This window comes from Sorangium sp. So ce1014 (genome assembly GCF_051521505.1).
GTDB lineage: Bacteria > Myxococcota_A > Polyangia > Polyangiales > Polyangiaceae > Sorangium.
Map to the genome: position 1 here is coordinate 10631939 of NZ_CP150356.1, position 20901 is coordinate 10652839.

Annotated in this window: 10 protein-coding genes; 8 read left to right on the forward strand and 2 right to left on the reverse strand. The window is 73.2% G+C overall.

What is annotated here, in order from left to right; translation table 11 throughout:
* Positions 1 to 53: 53 nt before the first annotated feature.
* Together WME75_RS40335 and WME75_RS40340 are read left to right on the forward strand one after the other, a co-directional pair.
* Positions 54 to 4109: a hypothetical protein gene (locus WME75_RS40335; protein WP_437482083.1), complete on the forward strand. Its 4056-nt coding sequence runs from the start codon at positions 54 to 56 to the stop codon at positions 4107 to 4109.
* A gap of 50 nt (positions 4110 to 4159) precedes the next feature.
* A complete protein-coding gene (locus tag WME75_RS40340) occupies positions 4160 to 5257 on the forward strand; it encodes a UDP-N-acetylmuramate dehydrogenase (RefSeq protein ID WP_437482086.1) in 1098 nt (365 codons plus the stop codon).
* A gap of 395 nt (positions 5258 to 5652) precedes the next feature.
* Here the strand turns inward: WME75_RS40340 and WME75_RS40345 are convergent, their stop codons facing one another.
* The gene (locus WME75_RS40345; protein ID WP_437482089.1) at positions 5653 to 6126 is read right to left on the reverse strand and encodes a hypothetical protein; all 474 of its coding nucleotides are present in this window, start codon (positions 6124 to 6126) and stop codon (positions 5653 to 5655) included.
* A gap of 9 nt (positions 6127 to 6135) precedes the next feature.
* Positions 6136 to 14394 carry an RHS repeat-associated core domain-containing protein gene (locus tag WME75_RS40350; RefSeq protein ID WP_437482092.1) on the reverse strand — a complete coding sequence of 2753 codons (8259 nt, stop codon included), beginning with the start codon at positions 14392 to 14394 and terminating at the stop codon, positions 6136 to 6138.
* Between the two features lie 241 nt (positions 14395 to 14635).
* Between WME75_RS40350 and WME75_RS40355 the strand changes: the two genes are divergently transcribed.
* The 6 genes from WME75_RS40355 to WME75_RS40380 all read left to right on the forward strand — a co-directional run bounded on the left by WME75_RS40355 (position 14636) and on the right by WME75_RS40380 (position 20885).
* Positions 14636 to 15112, forward strand: coding sequence for a hypothetical protein (locus tag WME75_RS40355; RefSeq protein WP_437482095.1), 477 nt, complete (start codon positions 14636 to 14638; stop codon positions 15110 to 15112).
* Between the two features lie 361 nt (positions 15113 to 15473).
* Positions 15474 to 16553 (forward strand): prephenate dehydratase, encoded by a 1080-nt coding sequence (pheA, locus tag WME75_RS40360; RefSeq protein WP_437482098.1) that lies wholly within the window; start codon positions 15474 to 15476, stop codon positions 16551 to 16553.
* Positions 16554 to 16673: 120 nt separating this feature from the next.
* Positions 16674 to 18002: a hypothetical protein gene (locus WME75_RS40365; protein WP_437482101.1), complete on the forward strand. Its 1329-nt coding sequence runs from the start codon at positions 16674 to 16676 to the stop codon at positions 18000 to 18002.
* A gap of 147 nt (positions 18003 to 18149) precedes the next feature.
* Positions 18150 to 18749 carry an RNA polymerase sigma factor gene (locus WME75_RS40370; RefSeq protein WP_437482104.1) on the forward strand — a complete coding sequence of 200 codons (600 nt, stop codon included), beginning with the start codon at positions 18150 to 18152 and terminating at the stop codon, positions 18747 to 18749.
* Positions 18746 to 19777 (forward strand): tetratricopeptide repeat protein, encoded by a 1032-nt coding sequence (locus tag WME75_RS40375; protein WP_437482106.1) that lies wholly within the window; start codon positions 18746 to 18748, stop codon positions 19775 to 19777. The genes WME75_RS40370 and WME75_RS40375 overlap by 4 nt, the downstream gene beginning before the upstream one ends.
* 67 nt (positions 19778 to 19844) lie before the next feature.
* Entirely contained in the window at positions 19845 to 20885 is a 1041-nt protein-coding gene (locus tag WME75_RS40380) for a hypothetical protein (protein ID WP_437482109.1), read from the forward strand.
* Positions 20886 to 20901 lie beyond the last annotated feature (16 nt).

The following is a 20901-nucleotide window of genomic DNA, read 5'->3' on the forward strand; positions in this document are numbered from 1 at the left end:
CGTAAGGAACGGCGGACAGGCACCGCCGCGCGCGGCGCCGGGAGACGCCGATCGTGACCACCGAGCCCCGTAGCCCCAGGAACGTCGGCGAGTGCGCGGCGAGCCCTCGCAGCCCTCGCCACGCCGGGTACGCCCCCGTCGCGCGCCAAGCCGGGTGCGCCCCCGTCGCGCGCCAAGCCGCCCTGGCGCTCGCCCTGGCGCTCGCCGGCGGCGCGCCCGCCGCCTGCGCGCCGCGGGGGGCCGCGGCGCCTGCGGCCGTCGAGGCGCCGCTCCCCGCCGCGTTCGGCGCCGCGCTGGAGGCCGAGATCGCGAGCTCCGCCGCGGCGGCGCCGTACCTCGCCGCCATCGAGCGCGCCGTCGACGCGCCGAGCGACGAGGGCGCGCTCGCCACCGTGATCGCGTCGCTCGACGCGCTCGTCTTCGGCGCCGGCACCGCGAGCGGCCCCGCCCCCGACGCCTCGGCGATCGCCTTCCGCTCGCGCGAGGCGCTCCCCGAGGTCGCCCGCCGCCTCCAGCGCGCCTGGGCGTTCGCCGACGTCGCCGGCCGCGGCGCGCCGGAGATGCCGTTCGTGCGCGGCGCGCTCGCGGCCGCCCTCCACCGCATCGCCCTCCACGTGGGCGACGAGGCCGCGGCGGCCACGTGGAGCGCGCGCCGCGGCTGCGCGGGCGAGGCCGCTCTCCTAGGCCCGCTCGACGCGACCCCGCTCCAGAGCCTCGCCCGCCCCTCGCCGGTGAGCTCCGCGCCGGGCGCGCCGCTCGCGCGGTCCTACCCGGGGATCGCCCCGTTCGCGCGGGCCACCTCGCCGATCGTGGTCCGCGCCGACGCCTGCGCGATCCCCGTCGACGCGGTGAGCGCGCTCCAGGGCACGCGCGCCGTGGTCGTCGACCTCCACAACCCGATCGCCCAGCGCGTGAGCCTCGCGCTCGCCTCGTCGTCCGCCGCCGTGCTCGAGGTGGGCGGCGTGCTCGCCCTCCAGCGCGACTACGCGGCGGGCGGCGCGCAGGTCACGCGCCTCGCGACGGTGGAGGCCCAGCCGGGGACGCTGCGCGTCGTCGTGCGCGTGGCGCAGAAGGGCGACGGCAGCGACGTCGAGCTCAGCGCGTGGGGCGAGAACGGCCTGCCGCTCCGCGCCCGCGCGCCGCGCCCCGGCGCCGCCGCGTCCGCGACCGCGGCGCGGCCCGCCGCGGTGAGCCTCGTCCCGGCCACGGCGGCGGGCCGCGCCCCCGGCGAGCGGCTCGGCCCCGCGGGCGTCGACGTCGCGGCCGCGGCGCTGCTCGCGCTCGGCGACGCGCGCGCGGCGGAGCACCTCCTCGACCCGGACGGCGACGGCCGCCTCGGCCAGGGCGGCGCGCCCTCGCCGGCCTCCGCGCCGCGCTCGTCGCCGGCCCCCGCGCCGCGCTCGCCGCGCCACGATCTGCTCTACGCGCGCGCCATCCGCCGCGTGGGCGATCTGCCCGAGGCCAAGGTCGTCGAGCGCACCCGCGCCGCCGTCGAGCGCGTGCTCGCCGCGTGGCCCGCGTCGTGGGAGGCGCGCCTCTACCGGGCGGAGCTCGCCGAGCGCCGCGGCGGCCAGGGCGAGGGCACCATGGACGCGCTCCGGGAGCTCGGGGTGAAGGTCGCCCCGCCCGGCCCGGCCGGCCCGAGCGCGCCCGGGGTCTCCGGCGCCGACCGGATGGTCCTCGCCGAGCTCGCGGTGACCGCCCGCCGCGCCGGCGTCACCGACGTCGCCGAGGCCGCGTACGCAAGGCTCGCCGCGGCGGCGCCGGGCTCGGCGCTGCTCGCCGCGGTCGACGACCGCATCCACGGCCGCGCCGGGGTCGACGCGGTCAAGGCCGCCTGCGGCGGCGGGCTCGATCGCTCGAGCAACGCGTGCCTGGGCGCGCTCCTCGGCGCGAGCGACCGCCCCGCGGTCCTCGCCGAGATCCAGCGGCTGCGCCGGCTCCGCCGCGCGCCCGGCGCCCTGCGCGAGGTCGAGCTGCGCGAGCGCGTCGCCCGCGGCGATCTGCGCGGCGCGCTCGCCGTGTACGACGCCATGCCGCCGGGCGAGCGCGTGATGCTGGAGGCGCTCGGCCTCGCCGCCGGCCGCGGCGACGGCCGCGCGGTGCGGGGCCGCCTCGCCCGCGACCGCATCACGGCGCGCGACGCCGCCGCCGGGATCGGCCCCATCTCCCGCGCGCTCGGCCTCACGCCGGACCCGGCGCCGCCGCTCGAGGTCGAGGGGCGCAAGCTCGTGCTGGAGGACCAGGCGAAGGCGTTCCTCCCCGGCGCCGCGACCGCGGTGCTCCGCCACGTCGAGCGGTTCACGATCTCGCCCGACGGGCTCGTCCACTACGTGACGTACGACCTCCGGCGCGTCTCCGGCACCACGGACGTCGCCCAGGGCGCGGTCGCCTACGGCCCGCTCATCGAGGGCCGCGGCACCGCGCGGCTGCTGCGCCGCCGCATCCACAAGCGCGACGGCCGCATCCTCGCGCCCGACGCCGCGTCGAACGCCGCGCAGGAGCACAGCGACCTCTCGCAGCTCGAGCAGGGCGACTACGTCGAGCAGATCACCGAGGGGTACGCGCTGCCGGGCGACGGCGGCCAGCTCGTCATCGACACGTGGGATCTGCTCCCCGAGCGCACGAGCGTCCGCGAGGCGGCGATCGAGGTCCGCCGCCCGTCGTCGCTCCCGCTCGCGGTCTGGTCGCACCCGCTGCTCGGCGCCGCGGAGGAGCGCGTCGAGGGCGCCTCGAAGGTCAGCGTCTGGCGCATCAAGGACCAGCCGCCGCGGCGCATCGAGGACGGCGTGCCCCGCATGGAGATGGGCGTCGGCGTCAGCCTGGGGACGCAGACCTGGAGCCACGTGGCCGCGGCGATCGACGAGAACCTCCGCGCGCTCTCGGACCGCGACCCGACCATGACCCGGTGGGCGCGGGAGGCGGCGGGCCCCGAGCGGGCGCCGTCGCCCGCGCTGCTCGAGCGCGTCGTCGCGGCCGCGGGCAAGGCGGTGAAGGTCGCCGGCGGCGCCGAGCTCTCGGATTTCGCGGCGCTCATGGGCGGCGGTCCGCAGCGCACGACGGCGCGCGCGATGATCGAGCTCGGCCAGGGCAGCCGGTCGTGGGTCGTCTACCGCGCCCTGCGCGAGCTCGGCGTGCGCGCCGATCTCGCGATCGCCGAGACCGAGCCGTTCAGCTCGTCGGCCGACTTCCCGCCGCACGCCGGGCGCTTCCGCCACCCGCTCGTCATCGCGCGCCTGCCGGGCGGCGACGTGTGGATCGACGCCGACGTCGAGGGCCCGCCGCTCCCGCCCGGGCGTATCAGCCCCGAGCTGCGCGGCCGCGCCGCCATGCTGCCGGGCGGCGAGCTCGTCACGGTGGCCGGGACGAGCGGCGAGACCGGCGACGAGGTCGACCTGCGGCTCACGGTCGACGCGAAGGGTAACGCATCGGGATCGTTCACTATTTTGCTGCACGGCCGGGCGGCGCAGGCGCTCTCGGAGGCGTTCGAGACGGTGGTCGGCACGGCGCGGCGCGAGATGCTCCGGGGCGTCGTGCTCGGCTGGCTCCCGTGGGCCGACGTCGAGGACGTCACGGTCTCGTCGACGGAGGGCTCGTGGGAGGTCGCGCTCCGCGCCGCCGTGACGATCCACGGCTTCGCGCGGCCGGAGGGCAAGGACGCCGCGGCGTGGACGCTGCCGGGGCTGGAGCCGGTGCACCTCGTGTTCCCGCGCGCGTTCACGGGCACGCTCGGCGCCACGTACGCCTCGCGCGGGGCGCGCAAGAGCGCGCTCTCGATCGAGACCGCGCTCCAGTACCACATGCGCCGCCGGATCGAGCTGCCGGCGGGCTACGCGGTCCTGCGCGCGCCCGAGGGCGTGCGGGTCGAGCACGCGGGCCTCGCGGCGTCGCGCAAGGGCAGCTACGGCGCGGTGATCGAGGAGGATTTCGCGATGAGCTTGCCGACGGGGACGGTGTCGACCGACGAGTACAAGGCGTTCGTCGAGCGGGTGCAGGCGGTCGACAGCGGCTTCATGGCGGGCATCCGGGTGGCGCGGCCGGCGAGCGGCGCGCAGAAGCCGGCGGCGCGCGGCGCGGCGCGGCCGCAGGGACCGGAGAAGAAGCCCTGAGCCTCGAGGTCCGCGAGTCGGTCCCGCTGGCCCCGCTCACGACGCTCGGCGTGGGCGGCCCGGCGCGCTTCTTCGCCGAGGCCGAGGGCGACGCCGCGGTGGTCGAGGCGTTCCGCTTCGCCGAGGCCCGCGGCGTGCCGCTGTTCGTGCTGGGCGGCGGCTCGAACCTGCTTGTCGCCGACCGCGGCGTCGACGCGCTTGTGCTGCGCGTGCGCGTCCGCGGGGTCGAGGTCGTGGGCGCGAAGGGCGGCGATGGCGGGCGGGGCCCGAGCGTCCTCGTGCGCGCGGGGGCGGGCGAGGGCTGGGACGACCTCGTGGCGCGGGCGGTCGCCGAGGGCTGGGCGGGGGTCGAGTGCCTGTCGGGGATCCCTGGGGACGTCGGCGCCACGCCGATCCAGAACGTGGGCGCTTACGGCCAGGAGGTCGCCGAGACGATCGCCGAGGTGGAGGCGATCGACCGCGCGACGGGGGCGGCCGCCGTCCTTTCCGGAGCGGACTGCGGGTTCGGGTACCGCGACAGCCGGTTCAAGCGCGCGTGGCGCGGGCGGTATGTCATCACGGCGGTCACGTTCGCGCTGCGCCCCGGGGGCGCCGCGGCGGTCCGCTACCCCGAGCTCCAGCGGGCGCTCGCCGCGCCTGCGGCGGGGGCCGCGCCGCCGCTCCCCGAGGTGCGGAGCGCGGTGATCGCGCTCCGCCGCGGCAAGTCGATGGTGCTCGATCCGGGCGACGAGAACGGCCGGAGCGCGGGGTCGTTCTTCATGAACCCGACGCTCGACGCGGGCGCCGCCGCGGGCGTCCTCGCGCGCATCGAGGCGGCGGGCGTGCTCGCGCCCGGCGAGGCGATCCCGCGGTATCCGGCGGCCGGCGGCCGGGTGAAGCTGTCGGCCGCCTGGCTCATCGAGCGCGCCGGCTTCGCGAAGGGGACGCGCCACGGCGCCGCGGGCATCTCGACGCGCCACACGCTCGCGCTGGTCAACCGCGGCGGCGCCACCGCGGCGGAGCTCCTCGATCTCGCGCGGCGCGTGCGTCGCGGGGTGCTCGACCGGTTCGGCGTGGCGCTCTCGGCCGAGCCCGATCTCGTGGGGTTTGCGCCCGGCGAGACCGACGATCTGGCCAGCGGCGCCCGCGCGGCCGACCACGCGGGTTGAGCGGCCGAGCGCGCGGCGAAGAGCGCCCGCGCGTCCGGCGCTGTGAGAGGGGCCCACGGGGGCCCGGCTCGACGACTTATCGCCCGGCGTCGTGGAGCAGGCCCTTGATCGCCCAGCTGTTGTCGACCTGGCGCGGGGGCACGTCACCCAGAAGTGCGCGCCGTGCATCAGCCAGATGCCGACCTGGCCATTCGTGTGCCGCCAGACGATGTCGTCGCGGCGATCGTGATCGAAATCCACGATGAGAGGTCGCCAGGCCCGTGCGCGTTGTTGTACGAGGGCGAGTCGAAGCCCTGCTCGCCACCGAACCAGATTGCGAGCTGGCCGCTTTCGTCGCGCCACAAGATGTCCGAGCGGCCGTCGCCGTCGAAGTCGCGAGCGGGCCGGCGTCGAGGCTATTCAGCTGGAGCACCCGGAATTCGCGCCCGAAACTCGGGTCGCACATGGTTCGGATCGCTGACAAATAGCTCAAGACGTCGGCCGATCGCCACGTCCCCATCGCACAAGACAATCGAGAACGCTTCGCCGCCACTAAACTCGAATACGAGAGCAACATCTTCCGAGTCGGTTGCGAAGACGTCAACGTGCTCGAGCTGACCGCGAGGCCCCCAGTGAAACTCGCTGGTAAGGCTCACCTCGCTCCAATACGACATGTCCAGATCACTCCGGTCCACCGGCCCATCCTCGATGACGAGATAATCCTCATTGGGCCCTGGACGCACCACGAGCGGCGTGCCGTCGAAGACAAGCTCTGTTATGCCATGCCCGAATGCGTCATTAGTCCGACCGAGACCGAGCACGAAGCGACGGACATGAATTAGCCGCTTACCAATGGCATTATCTAACTTGTTCAAACCATGAGCTGCCATGATTTTTCCTCAGAAGTCGACACGACGGAACCCGATCAGATTTCCGGTCTGCGTGTTGATGCGGATGCTGACCTCCTGCCCGAAGCTGCGACCTATCACATCAACCTGTCCGAACCGGCCTGTTGCCTGTGTTCGGAGGGGGTTCCCAAGCACATCTCCAATAATACGCACCGCGTTTGCCTGAGTCGGCTTGATTCCTGTGATCACCCCCTCTGCCACACGCTTCTCCAAGAGCGATGCTCCTCGCGTGGTTGCTCCCTTCGCAAGCTGGGAGCTGGAAAGTACAGCCTCGCGGGTTGTCTGCGAAAACGCAGGCAACAGCTTCGGTGCTCCCTTCCCGGCCAAGGCTTCCGCTTTCGCGGCGGCCCTCCGCGCAGCCAGCTTGGAGATCGCCTTGCCCCCAACCTTGACCACCGTCACGGCTGTGCCCCCAATGAGCACCGCATCGATCGGGTCGATCACCGATGTTTCCAGCGGCAGGTCTTCTCTCGCAACCTGCGCTTGGTGGAAGGCGAGCCGCTCCGCGGGACCGCCGTCTACGCAGACGCCAGAGGCGCACATCGTATCATCCGGAACGATGCTCTGCTCTGGGCTGTCCACAGCCCCCACGAACGACTGACAACCGCCATCAACACATTCCTCGGCCAGCCCGGTGGGATCGACGAACCTCAGCGGGTTGTTCCGCGTGTACGTGTACAGCCCCAGGTGAATCGGGTCGTACACCCCGCCATTCAGCGCCCCCCGCATGTACTGGTCGAGGATCGGATCCGGGCTCATCCACACCCCGAGCCGCGGGTCATAGCTCCGCGCCCCGTAGTGGTAGAGCCCGGTCGACATGTCGAGCTCCTTGCCGGTGAACAGGTACGGCTGCCGGTTCTGGAACTGCGAGTCGGTCTGGTCGGTCCACAGCTCCCCGCTCGGCAGGTACTCGACGTGCTGGCTCAGCTGCTGGTCCTGGTCGGTGACGTACTGCGTGCTGCCAAGGTGGTCCGGGTGGTAGTACAACACCGGCGGCCGCTGGAACCAGTCCGCGTCGATCTTGCTCGCGAGCCGCGTCTCCCCCGCGAACAGGTGCTTTGTCGCCACCACCCCGTTGCGCACCACGAGGTGCTGGTCGACGTACGCCGTCTCCTCCTCGCCGGCCACCCCGTGCCGGTGCACCCGTCGCTCCCCGGCGCCGTCGTACAGCGCCCGCGACATCTCCTGGTTGTTCTCTATCACCGACACAAGCCGGCCGTCTTCGTCCCAGCTCAGGGTGCGCTGCAGGTTACCCCGGTATTTCCACTCCTTGTGGTGGCCGTTCGCGTCATAGAACAGCTCCCGCAGCCGCGGCGACGTCTCGGCCACCACGTACTCGTCCACCTGGTTCGCCGCGTGCGGCCGCGGACCGGTGTAGCGGTACTCATTGCGGAACGTCCTCTCCCGGATCGGCTCCTGCTTCTGCCACTCCCCCGGGGCGTTGTGCTTCGGCACGTACCGAGCCACCTCCTGCCCCTTCTTCTTCACGTTCCCGAGGACGTCATACGCGATGTCCAGCGTGTACCCCTGCTGCTCGTTTCCCCGCTCCTGGTAGGTCCCCGACGCCTCGGTCAGCTGGTAGAGGTCGTCGTACGCGAACCGCTGCTGCGTCTTCCCCACCATGACGGCTCCGCCCGGCGACTCGTCGAACGGCGCCTCGTTGTCGAGCGCGAGCACGTTGCCCACGAGGTCATAATCGTACCGCAGCCGCTGGAACGCCCTCGGCGGCCGCCCCATCTGCTGCATCTGCGGCGTCCGGTGGTCCGCGTCCACCTCCGATAGCCGCCGCGTCGACGCCTCGTACCGGTACTTCGTCTCGATCCCGTTGCCCGCCACCACCCGCACCCGCTGACCGAACTCGTCGTACCCGATGTGTCTCAGGTACTCCGTCGTCATCGGCTCATTCGGGTGCTGCGGATTGACCTTCTGGTTCTCCCCGACCACCGACACCACCGCGCCCCCGCGGTCGTACCCATAGCGCACGATCTCCTCGCCCGAACCGGGGAAGTGCAGCTCCTGCATCCGACCCAGCGAATCGAACACGTACTTCAGCGTTGTCTGGTACGGCCCCCGGTGCGGCTCGCGCAGCCGCGGGAACTCCGCCACGAGCTCCGCCACATGGCCGAACCGGTCATACCGGTAGCTCCGCGTCCCCGCCGCGCTCGTCTCCTGCTTCATCCGCCCCGCGCGGTTGCCCTGCGCGTCGCCGGCCTCCTCGGCCTCGCCGTACGTGTACACAACGTCCTGCGTCACCGGATAGTCGATCTTCCACAGCCGGTTGTGGTTGTACTCGTACCGGATCAGCTGACCGCGCAACGCGAGCTCCGCCGTCTGCTTCGCGCGGAGGTTCCCGGCCAGGTCGTACCGCCACTCCGTGCGCCCCGCGTCCGGGCTCACGAGCTCCACCATGCGGCCCGCCGTGTCGTATGTCGCCGTTGTCGCGTTGTTGCGCGCGTCCGTCACCCGCACCAGCTCGCCCACCGGGTTGTGCTCGTACCGCGTCACGATCTGCTGCCCCACCTCGTCGATCGTGTTCCACTCCTCCACCGCCGCGATCCGCCCGCCCACGTCCCGGTAGGTGTTACGCGACTTGCCGTTCGCGTCGATCACCGTCTCCTGGAACATGAGCTGCCCGTCGAACTGCACCAGGTCATAGTCGACCCACGTCTGCGCGTGCCCAGTCGTCGTATCCGCCTTGGGGTCCGGCATCTCGACAAGCCGCGTCCGCGACAGCACATCGTGCTCGAAGTGCGTGCTCCGCACCATCTCCACCGCCGTGAACGCCGTGTCCGGCTCCACGCTGAACACCGGCTGTCCCTGCTCCACCACGCGACCGAGCGCGTCGAACCGCACCGCCCCGCTCACCGTCATCCCGACCTCGGTGCCCGTACCCGTGTCGCGCTCCTGGTCCTTCTTGGTCTGGATCACCCGCCCGAGCCCGTCCGCGAACGTCACCGTCACGATCGGATCGCCCGGGTGCTCCGCGTCCTTGTGGTTCGTCCTCGCCCATGCCGGCAGCGCGGCGGACTGATCCGGCTGGAGCGCGTACTCGAACCCGACCGCCGGCTCGCCTTCCCCGTCGAGGTCCTCCTCGCTCCAGATCTTGCTCGGCGTGCATCCGATTGGAAGCGCCTGCGGCTCGGTGAGGTCGTTCGGTCCCCAGACCCCGATCAGCCGGCCGAACGCGTCGTACCGATGGACCATCGTGTGCCCGTTGACGTCGGTCTCCTGCGCCACCGTGCCGAACAGCAGGTTGGGCACCGTGATCGAGCGGTAACCGAAGCTGTCGGTCACGCACGTGCGGTAGCTGCGCGTCAGCGCATCGTAGCCGTAGGTCAGCTCGTAGCTGGCCGGATCGGTGAAGGTCGCGAGGTTGCCCACCTCATCGAAGCTGAAGCGCCAGGTGGCCTGGTCGCCCGCATACGGTGAGCCGTCCGGCCGCTTGCCTCCGGCGATGACGTTCGTGAGCGTCGCGAGCGCGCCTGTCCCCGGCCAGTACGTCGCCGTGCGCTCGCGCAGCACGCGGCCCTCCGCGTCGGTCGTCCGCACGAGGTTCGGCTTCACGAAATAGGGCGCGTCGTCCTGCTCGTACGCGATGTGGTGGTGCACATCGTCCACCGCGCTCCCCTCCTCGCCAAAGGAGAACACGTCGGTGAGGTTGCCGTCGGCGTCGTAGAACTGCGTCTCCAGCGCGCTCTTGTGAACCGCCGCCGGGTCGTCCGTTGTCCCCTCGTAGAACGCGCTCGTCCGCGCCGTCTCCCCCGGGAAGAACCACCCGTTCGCCGCGATCTGCCCCAGATCGGGCGGCAGGTGCTCGACCTCCTCCACCGTGTAGAGCATCCCCTCGCCATCGCGCAGCGCCGAGCGCGCCACGAGCCCACGCCGGTAGATGTCCTCGTTCCGGTACTCCACCTCCTCGACCGCCATCGCGGCATCCCCGTCCTCGCCCAGGGTCGTCGTCGTGACGTGCCTGTAGCCGAGGTCCATCCGCTCGTCCCGGTGATAGATCCCGTCTCCGTAGGTCTCGATCCGCGTCCGGTACGTGTGCACCCCCTGCGCGCCGCTCACGCCCTCCACCCCGTCGCGCACGACCACGTCGCTCAGCACCCACTGGCTCGACGGCATGTCGACAACGGCCGGGCGGTCGTCGCTCTCGTCCACCGGCGCATTCCCGGCCACCTCCCTCGGCACCACCAGGTTGCCCTCGCGCCGGTAGTCGATCTCCACGCTCCCGCCCAGCGGCCGGTTCACCCGCCACAGCAGGTTCGCCTTGCCGATGGCATTCCTCCGCGTCCGCACCGCGCTGTCGCCGTCCCGCTTCAGCACGTGGTCGGCCAGCCCGTCGCCGTCGATGTCCTCGAACCCGAGGTGCGACGCGCCCGTTCCCTCCGAGTAGTACACCGACCCGCCGACGCAGACGAAGTAACAGACCTGCAGCGACACGCTGCCGTCGTGGCTCTCCGAGCGCCGGAAGCCCACCGCGTCGCCGCTCCCCATGAACGCGTACTCCAGCGGATCGAGGTCCACTCCCCAGTCGCCGGCCGGCCACTGCTCCTCCGCCGCGAACCGCGCGCCGAGGTTCAGCTGCACCCGGAAGAACGCCTCTTCCGGCGCCTTCATCACCTTGTCCGGCAGCCCATCGCCGTTCACGTCCACGAAGTCCACGATCGTGCGCGCCGTCGTGCGCGTGTAGCCGATCCCCGCGCCCACGCTCGCGCTCACCCCGCCGCTGGAGCCCCCCGCGCTCGCCCCGAACCCGATGCTCTGCGCGCCCGTGTCCTCCAGCCGCACCGCCTCCGGGCCCGCCGCGTCCGAGAAGAAGCCCAGCACCTCGCCGAGCGCATCGTTCAGCACGCCCGCGTTGAAGCTGGCCTTGTTGAAGGCGTCCCGCTGCCACGGCACCGGCGCCGTGAACCGGTAACCGAGGTTCAGCGCCACCGTCATCTGCCCGCTCTCGGGGTTCTGCGCCACCTGGTCGACGAGTCCATCGCCGTTGATGTCGAGCAGCTCCACGTGCGCCGCCGATAGCCCGTAGCTCGTCCCGGCGCTGAAGCTCGTGCGCAGGTAGCCTTGCGAACGCCCCCGGCTGTCGGTCTTGTTGACCGTCTGCTCCTCCTCGTCTCCCGCGCTGAACGTGAGCGACGCAAGCTCGCCGCTCAGCCGCACCGTCCGGTGCTCCACCCGCCGCAGCGCCTCCGGCAGCGAGAACGACGCGCTCGAGCCGAAGCCCCGGCCCGTGCTCAGCGCCGCTCCCTCGCGCGTCACCCTGTCCGGGAAGCGATCGCCGTTCAGATCGACGAGCTCCAGATCCGTCGTCGTGCTGCCGAAGCTATAGCCTCCTCCCACCGGGCCCGCGCCCGCCGTGAGCTCCGCGTTCCACGTCTCCGCGTAGCGCACGCTGCCCCGGTGCCGCTGCCCCGACAGCCGCCCCACCACCGACGGCAACACCCGATCGCCGCCCACGAACGCCTCCGACGCCGCCGCGCCCCAGATCGGCGCGCCTCCCTCCGGCGAGAGCGGCACCGCGAGCGTGAAGCCGCGCTCGGGGTCGCGCGTCGGGAACAGGATGTTTGCCTCGGAGAACACGCGGTCTCCGTTCATGAAGCCGATCGACCAGCCGTGGAACCCACCCGCCGTCGGGTCCTGCGGCGCCCCGTCGATCAGCGCCTCGGACGCCGCGTCGGGCACGAGCCGGGCGACCGGCGCCGGCGCTCCACCGATCCTCGCGCCGCCCAGCGCGCCGCTGCCCCCGGCCGCTCCCTTCTGGAAGAGCACGACGTAGATCGGCTCGCCGGCCTCGACCTCCAGGTCCACCGCCACGGGCAGCGCGGTTCCGGCGCGGCTCGGCGCCACGTACAGCTGCTTGTACAGCAGCCGATGCACCCCCTGCACCAGCAGCGTCACCGGCGTCGTCCCCGGCACGATCAGCAACCCCTGGAGCCGCACCGTCCCCGTCTCCGGCGCGATCCAGGGCGCGCGCCGCGCCCCCGGCGTCCACCGCTGCACCGGCATCGCCACGTACGGCTGCTGCTGGATCAGCGCCACCGGCAGCGGCGCGTCCTCGGCCGTGTCGCTGTCCAGCTTGCAGCCGGCGCGGCCGTTCGGCTGCACCCCACACTGCACCGGCCCGCAGCGCCGCTCGCCGCTCTGCCGATCCGCGCGGCAGTACGTCTTGTACTCCACCGCCGGCGCCCAGGCGACGCGCGCCGGGTCGTCGGGCACGTCCGACTTCACCCGGAACCACAGCCGATCGCCCTCCTTCACCCAGACCAGGCCGTTCTCATCGCTGTGGAGGCGCCCCGCGAGCGCCAGCACCCCCGCGTCCGCGCTCACCACCTCCTCGTCCATGACGCTGAAGAACCTGCCCTCGCTCTCCCGCGCGATCGACACCCTCAGCTCATCGCTCGTCGACCCTTTCACCAGATCGCCCGTGATGCTCACGAGCCCGTCCGATGACGCGACCCACGGCACCTCGGGCCGCCCTCCGAGGCGATGGTCCTCCCTGTACTCGAATCGATGGATGGGTCGGCCGTCCGGCCCCACCCGCCCGAGCAGCTCCTCGCTGACCTCGTAGGTGATCGACGGGCTCCACGACAGCAGGTCGGCGGCCGTGTTCACCGCCCGCTCCGGGTCGATCTCGGGCGCCGCGCTCACCCGGAAGTAGAGGCGATCGCCCGCGAGCACGTGGACCGAGAGCGGCGCGCCGCCGCAGTCGCCCGCGCCGATCGCGCACGGCCCGAGCTCGTCCGGACCGAACACGTGGCTGAACAGCGGCGGCAGCTCCCCGTTGCGCACGAGCTCCACGCGCAGCCCGTCGCCCCCCGCATCCTGCTTCTGGAGCACGCCCCCGACGCGCACGTCCCCCTCGAACGGCGCGATCCATCGGAGCATCGGGTCCGCCGGATAGAAGTCGGCGCGCGACGCCAGCGCGAAGTCCGGGCGGCCCGACGGCGCGCTGACGTCGGCGGTCCCCCAGTCCTGCACGCCCAGAAACCCGCCGCGTCGATCGTTGATCGCGACCTGGACCTGCCCGAGGTCCCCGACCGACACGAGATCAGGGAACCCGTCGCCGTCGAGATCCGACGCGACCCGCTCGTCCTCCGCCCGGCTGCGCGTGTACGCCGCCGACGCGCTGAGCGCATCGCCCACGTTGATGCCCGCGTGAATGCTCCATCCCGAGGTGTCCGTCAGCCCGAGATCGCCCGGGTCGAGCCCGCCGAGGTGGAACGGATCGAGGTGATTCTCCCTGGGAAGGCGCAGCAAGTTGCGCAGCGCATCCCCGCCGTCGCCGACGAAGTCGGGCAATCCGTCGCCGTTGAGGTCGAGCAGGCTGGCGCGCGTCGTCTGGTCGCCGCTGTACCCGCCGCCGCCCACGCTCACGATGCCGAGCAGCCCCACCGACACGCTGCCGCCGAAGGTCGAGTCCTCCGTGCGCGACAGGCCGTTCTGCGACCCCACCTGTCCCCACGTCACGGCGTCGGCCGCGAGCGCCCCGGGCTGCCCCGACGCCGTGCGCGGCGCGGTGAAGTACTCGAACGTGTGCCGATAGAGCTCCTCGCTCGTGAGCGTCCCCTCGCCGTCGCGGCTCCCCTCGCCCGAGACCGCGATCGCCTGGAGCAAGCTCTTGCCGAAATCTCCTCGGGTGTATTCGAGCGCGTAGCTGCGGATGATCGTCTCGCCGAACCGCACGTCCACGCGCTGGAGCCGCCCGCTCGTCTGCTCCAGGAAGCCCGGCCTGCCGTTCAGCATCCCATCCGGGCGCCCCTCCTCCGAGATGAAGTCGACGGCATACGCCGCCTCGACCCCTTGCGACGTGTTGGCCGTGTACTCGATGCGCTCGGGGTGCACCTCGATGTGCGGCGCCGGGCCCGCGGGCTCGACCCGATGCGCGTAATGGAAGAACATCTGGTTGCCGAACGGGTCGCGCACCTCTTCCAGGTACCAGCGGAACACGTTGCGCGGCCGGCCCGGGTCCGGATCGTCGAGCCGCGCGGTCGCGCTGCGCCCGTAAACATACGTCGTCCCGCTCTTGTCCGTGACCTCCCAGAAGTAGCTGTCGGGCCCGGTCCCGTGGCGCACGATCCGCGCGAAGCGCCCCTCCACCCGCTGCCGGTAGACGCCCGGCTCGCCGGACGCGCCGCCCGCCGGCACGAGCTCGCTCCCGTCGAGCGCATACCGCTCCTCGCCCGTCGCGTACGTCGGCACGCCGAAGCGCGTATCGATCTCCACCCGCTCGGTTGGTTGGCGCACAGAGATCCACGGCCGGACGCACCGTGTCAATACGCGATCGAAGAAAGCAATAAAAGCGCGCCCCCCTCCTCTATGGGCACCTGGCGCCTCTTCCTGGAACCCTGGAAGCTGCGCACGCCGATCGTCGCAGCAGTATTCGGACGCCTGGCCCACGCAGAGCGTTGTTGACATCGCCTCCCCATTCGCGACCATCACCCGGTTACGCTCAACCAGGAGGGAGCTCATGCCCCAGAGACGCACCGTGAAGAACTCATCCAAGCCCACGTCCTCCAAGGTCCAGTCGTCGAGCAAGACGCCCGCCCCCAGGACGAAACGCCCGGCCTCTCCGGCCCACGATCCCACCGGCGAGGAGGCGCTCCTCGCGCTGGACCCGATCTACGCGACGGGTCCCGACATGCCGGTGAGCGTCGCGGAGCGCGAGCTCACCTCTATCACGAGGAAGGACCTCGACAGGGCCAAGGCGCTCGCCGATGCGCTCGAAGGCGCCGCCGCCAACGAGGCCTCCGACGCGAGCGCCGCGCACGCGCTGGAGCTCCGCAACCGCTGCTTCTGGGCCGCCGACGAGCTCGCAAAGGAGATCCGCGAGGGCGGCCGCTACGCCTTCCGCGATCAGCCCAAGATCGCCGCCAGGTTCGTATCGCGCCACCGGACGACCCTGAACCGGCGCTCCCGCCGAAAGGCGAAGGCCGCCGAGTCCCTCGCCGCCCCGGAAGTATAGCGTCTCCCGCGCCCGCCCCCATCGCTCCCGCGCCCGCCCCCATCGCTCCCGCGCCCGCCCCCATCGCTCCCGCGCCCGCCCCTATCGCTCCCGCGCCCGCCCCTATCGCTCCCGCGCCCGCCCCTATCTCTCCCGCGCCCGCCCCTATCGCGCTCTCCTCTCTTCACATCCTCGGCGGTCTTCTCTTCTTCCCTCCGCGTCCCCCGCTCGACGCGTCGAGCCCGCACGGACGCGCTTCGCCCCCGACGCGCGCCCCCGACACGCGCCTCCGTCGCGCGCGTTCCCGGCGCCGAGGCGAGCCTTGCGCAGCGGCCTCCCCTGCGCTTTGATGGCCGCCGGCCCCGTAAGAGGTGAACCGTACATGACGACCCTTGGCGAGCTTCGCGTGCGCATCGACAGCATCGACGATCGGATCCTCGATCTCCTCGCCCAGCGGGCCGAGGTGGCCGTCGAGGTCGCACACGCGAAGCGCGCAGCGAACGCCACGCAGTTTCACGACCCAGAGCGCGAGCGGCGCGTGCTCGACCGCCTCCAGGCGAAGGGCGCAGGCCGCTTCCCGCGCGACGCCATCCGGGTCGTCTTCCGGGAGGTGATGAGCGCCTGTCTGGCGCTCGAAGAGCCCATGAAGGTGGCCTTTCCAGGGACCGAGGGCGCCTTCGCCGAGGTCGCCGCGCGCCACCTCTTCGGGCTGGCGGCGCGCTACCGGGAGACGGGCACCATCGAGGGCGTCTTCGACGCGGTGCGCGCGGGCGAGGCGGCCTGCGGCGTCGTCCCCGTCGAGAGCTCGACGGACGGCTCGGTGACCCTGACCGCCGACGCCCTGATCGAGAGCGACCTCCAGATCCGGCAGGAGCTCGTGCTCGACGTCGCGTATTGCCTGTTCAGCAAGGCGGAGGGGCTGAGCGGCGTCACCCGGGTCCACGGGCACTCGCACGCGCTCTCGCAGTGCCGCCTCTGGCTCGCGAAGCACCTCCCCGGCGCGCAGATCATCCAGACCGTCTCCGCCGCCGCGGCGGCGCACGAGGCCGTCGGCGACCCGGCCGCAGCGGCCGTCGCCAACCGCGGCGCGGGCGAGCTCTACGGGCTGCCGCTCCTCCGCGAGCGCATCCACGACCGCCCCGAGAACGCGACCCGCTTCATCGTCATCGCCCCGGTCGACGCGCCGCCCACCGGCGCGGACAAGACATCGGTCGTCTTCTCCGTGCAGGAAGAGCCCGGCGCGCTCCGACGGGTGCTCGCCATCTTCGACGACGCGACCATCAACCTGACCCGGATCGAGTCCCGTCCGAGCCGGCAAAAGCACTGGGACTACGTCTTTCTCGTCGACCTGGAGGGGCACCGGAGCGACCCGCGCGTCGCCGAGGCCATCGAGCGGCTGCGCGCCCGCTGCGAGATGGTGAAGGTGCTCGGGAGCTACCCTCGGTCGGCCGGAACGCGCTGAGGCCCCGAGGGCGGCTGTCCCGACGCCTCAGCCCTGCTGTGCTCGTCTCGACTCCGCTGCTCGGGCCGGCCCGGCAGGGGGATGGTGCCCCGGAGGGAACGATGATATTTTCCGCAGCCCGTGCCGGCTGCGTCGCTCGCGCTCGCCCTCCGCGCTGCCCGAACGGCCGCCAGCGCGGTCGCATGCGCGCTCCTCGCGCTGCCTGCGGCGGCGGAGCCACGCGCCGCCCGCGGGCCGGTGCTCGTCCTCGCGGCCTTCCCCGGCGCCGGCAGCATCGACCAGCGGGCCATTGCCCTCGTCGCGGCCCGTATCCGCCCCCTCGGCGTCCGCCTCCAGGTCATGCGTCCGGGCGCGCCGAGGTCCACGCGGCAAACGCTCCTCCCCGACGCCCGCGCCCTCGCCGACGCATGGGACGCGCGGGGTGTGCTCTGGATCGACGCCGGGTCGAGCGGCGAGCTCGCCCTGTACGTGATCGAGCGCGGCGGCGATCAGGTCTACGGCCGCCGCATCCCGGTCCCGCCCGGGCAGACCGCGACGGCCCTCGAGTCGCTCGCCAGCATCGCCGGCGCCGTCGCCGAGGAGCTCCGCGAGGGGCGCGTCGCCGGCCTGACCGAGGTCGATGTGGGCGTCGCCGCGGCCGCAGCGACGCCGGCGGCTCCGCCCGAGCCCGCCGCCGCCCCTGCGCCCGCGGCGCCCCTTGCAGCGCCCGCAGACGCAGCGCCGCGCCCGCGGGCGCCCGCGGGCGAGCAAGGCGCCCCGCCCGAAGCGCCCCGGCTGCCCGCGCTGGCCGTGCAGGTCGGCTACACCGGCGCGAGCTTCAGCGGCGAGGCGCCCTGGCAGAGCGCCGCCGCGCTCCGCGCCTCCTGGGCGCCGGTGGATCAGGCCGTGTTCGGCCTGGGCTACGACCTGATCCCGCCGGCGACCCTCGGCGACGAGCGGGCGGCGTTCGAGCTCGTGCGTCACCCCGTGATCGCCACGGGTCAGCTCCGGCTCAGGCTCCCGCTCGGCTTCGACCTGCAGCTCGGAGCGCGCGCCAGCGTCGATGTCGTCGAGCGCATCCCCACGCCTTCCGCGCAGCCCACCGCGGCGCCGCCGGCCTGGCCGCTGCCCGCCCGGCCGCCGCCGCCGCCGCCGCCGCGGCGGGGCCAGGGGCCGCTGCCGGGCTTCCCCCCCTGGCAGTGGCCGCATGTGGCTCCGCGGCAGCTGCCTCCGCCGGAGCCCCGGACCGATGTGCTCTTCAGCGTCGCGCCGGTCGCGGAGCTCGGGTATCCGCTCACCGGGTGGCTTCGCCTCAAGGCGATGCTGGGCGTGGACTTCCTCCTGACGCGGCCTGACGCCTCCGTGCACCCGGACCTCGCGCTCCAGCCCGACCCGGTGCGGTTCCTCGCCGGCCTCGGCCTGGAGCTCGGCCTCGCCCCGCCGGCGGCCGAGGGCGTGGTCAGGCGATGATCGCCCGCGCCGCGTGACGCGACAGAGAAAGAAATTTGACCCGGTTCGGCCCGGTCGCCCCACCAGGTCGCGGCGATGGACGCTGAGCGCACACGAGCTCTTCGCGCGAGCCTCGGACCGTTTCCCGAGCCGCGACTGGCCAGCTCCATGACCCGCCCCCCTCGCTGCCCGCCACCCGCCGTGCCCGAGCCGCTCGACCTCGACCGGATGCGCCACGCCGGCGCGGGCGATCCGCAGGCCCAGGCCTGGCTCATGGCGCGCGTGATCCCGCGGGTCCGCCGGATCGCGCGGGCGTTCCTCCGCAGCTCGGCCGACGCCGACGACGCCGCGCAGCTCGCCCTGCTCGCGATCCTGGAGAGCGCCTCGACCTACCGCGGCGAGGCCGCCGTCGAGGCCTGGGCCAGGCGCATCGCCGTCCGGACGATCCTTCGCTACGTCAAGCAGCAGCGCCGGGATGGCGCCCCTGTCGCGCCGGAGAGCGCGATCGACGAGGAGGTCGCCCAGGCGCCGCACCAACCCCCGTTCGAGGCCCTCCCGCGCGAGGCGCGCGCGTACCTCGACGAGCTGCCGGAGGCGCAGCGCGACGTGATCCTCCTGCACCATGCGCTCGATTACTCGATCGAGGAGATCGCCGGAATGACCGAGGTCAGCCCCGACACGGTGAAGAGCAGGCTGCGCCTCGGGATCGGCGCGCTCCGCAAGCAGGTGCGCCAGGACATCGCCGTCGGCCGGAAGAGAGCATCATGACAGGGACCCAGAAGCCCGGGATCGATCTGGACCGCCTGCCCGCCATCTTCGCCGCCGAGGCGCGTGGCGAGCCGATCCGCCCGGAGGACGCGGAGCTCCTCCGCCTCGCCGAGCAGGAGGACCCCGAGCTCCGCGGCGAGGCGCGGCTCTGGGCTGCGATCGGCAAGCTCGGCGACGAACGCGGCGACGGCCGCGAGCTCAGCGACGCCGCCCTGCTGGAGCGGGTGCTCGCGCGCGCCCACGTGGAGCCCGCGCCCCGGAGCACGTCGAGGCCGCGACCGACGCTGCGGCGCGGGCTCGCGGGGACGATCGCGGGCGTGGCCGTCGCCGCGACCCTCCTTGTCGCGCTCGCGGCGGAGCTTGTCGACGGGCCCGCGCAGGCGCCCCCGCCGCCCGCGCCGGGCGGGAGCGAGGCGCTCGATCCGAACGGCGCGCCGCGCGCCCCGGGCTCCCCCGCGCCCGCGCCGCCGGGAGAGCTCTCGCCGGGCGCGACGGCGGCCCCGAGCGAGCCGCCGCCGGGCGCCGCCGCGGCCCCGAGCGAGCCGCCGCCGGGCGCGACGGCGGTGGCCAGCGAGCCCGCGGCCACCGGCGCGGACGAGGCCCGGGATCGCGCCCCGCAGCCGCCCAGGCCGCGCGCGGAGGAGCCCGCGGTGGGCCCCCAGGCGCTGCTCCTGCGCGCGCAGGCCCGGCTCGGGGAGGGGAAGAACGCCGAGGCGAGCGCCGCGTACCGCGCCCTGCTCGCGCAGCACCCGTCCAGCCCCGAGGCGCGGGCGGCGCTCGTGTCGCTCGGCCAGCTCGCGCTCCACCAGGGCAAGGCGGCCGAGGCGCTCGGCCACTTCGAACGCTACCTCGCCGGCCCCGGCGGCCCCCTCGCGGCGGAGGCCCGCGTCGGGCGGGTGCATTGCCTGCGCCGGCTCGGCCGAACGGCCGACGAGCGCGCGGCCATCGCCGACTTCCTCGCCCGGTACGGCGAGAGCGTCCACGCGCCGCGGCTGCGCGCACGCCTGTCCGAGCTCGGCGGCAAGTGAGCGCCGGCGCGACGTCTGCAAAAAAGATTGACCCCCGATCCTGCGACATCGCCACCAGGCCATCAAAATGTCGCGAAAAGTCCGCAGAATTGTAAAATTCCCCTCCCGATGCAGAGGGTGCGCCGGCGTCCTCGTCGGGCTCCTGAGCCTCCTGTCTCTCGGCTGCTCGACCTCGACGACGGGCACCGAAAACCCGCCGGACACTGAGGGCCCCGACGGCTCCACGGGGTCGGGCGGGGCGACCGGCGACCCCACGCGCCTCGTCGGCGCCTTCCAGGTGCGCTCGTTGCCGGGCGACGCGCCGGAGACGCCCGGCAGCGCGTCGCTGCTCGGGAAGATCTACGACGGGCCCACGCCCTCTCAGATCGTCTGGGAGCTCGCGACCGAGGAGGGGAGCTGCCGGCTCCTCACGCCGCGCGTCCCGTTCTGCAACGAGCCCTGCGGGGGCAGCGCCGTCTGCGTGGAGGACGACACGTGCGAGCCCTACCCGGCCGCGCACAGCGCCGGAGACGTGACGGTGACCGGCCTGAACCTCGAGTCGGGCGAGGCGGCCTTCGTCATGAAGCCCGTGGCGAACAACTACCAGCCGCCCGCCGGCTCGAAGCTCGGCTATCCGCCCGCCGACGAGGGACAGACGGTCCGCTTCGAGGCGAGCGGCGATTACTTCAACGCCTTCGCGGTGGAGGCCAGAGGCGTGAGCCCCCTCGAGCTGCTGAACGACACGATCCGCATCGAGCCCGACGCGGCCGTGCAGCTCGCGTGGGCGCCGCCGGGGCAGGCCGGCATCTCCACGGTCCGCGTGACGCTCGATATCAGCCATCACGGGGGCACGAAGGGGAAGATCGAGTGCACCGCCGAGGACACCGGCTCGCTCGATCTGCCGGCGTCGCTCGTCACGCAGCTCCTCGACCTCGGCGTGGCGGGCTTCCCGTCGATCGTCGCCACGCGCGAGTCCGTGGGCTCCACGACGATCTCGCCCGGCCGGGTCGATCTTGTCGTCTCGTCGCAGATCGAGCGGCCGGTGGAGGTCGCGGGGCTCACCTCGTGCAACGACAGCTCGCAGTGCCCCGACGGCCAGACCTGCCAGAGCGATCTCACCTGCCAATGAGCCTCGCCGATCACGG

Coding starts and splice junctions, on each gene's coding strand:
- WME75_RS40345 (WP_437482089.1), bottom strand. CDS start 6,126: ATGGCAGCTCATGGTTTGAACAAGTTAGATAATGCCATTGGTAAGCGG.
- pheA (WP_437482098.1), top strand. CDS start 15,474: ATGACGACCCTTGGCGAGCTTCGCGTGCGCATCGACAGCATCGACGAT.
- WME75_RS40370 (WP_437482104.1), top strand. CDS start 18,150: ATGACCCGCCCCCCTCGCTGCCCGCCACCCGCCGTGCCCGAGCCGCTC.
- WME75_RS40375 (WP_437482106.1), top strand. CDS start 18,746: ATGACAGGGACCCAGAAGCCCGGGATCGATCTGGACCGCCTGCCCGCC.
- WME75_RS40380 (WP_437482109.1), top strand. CDS start 19,845: ATGTCGCGAAAAGTCCGCAGAATTGTAAAATTCCCCTCCCGATGCAGA.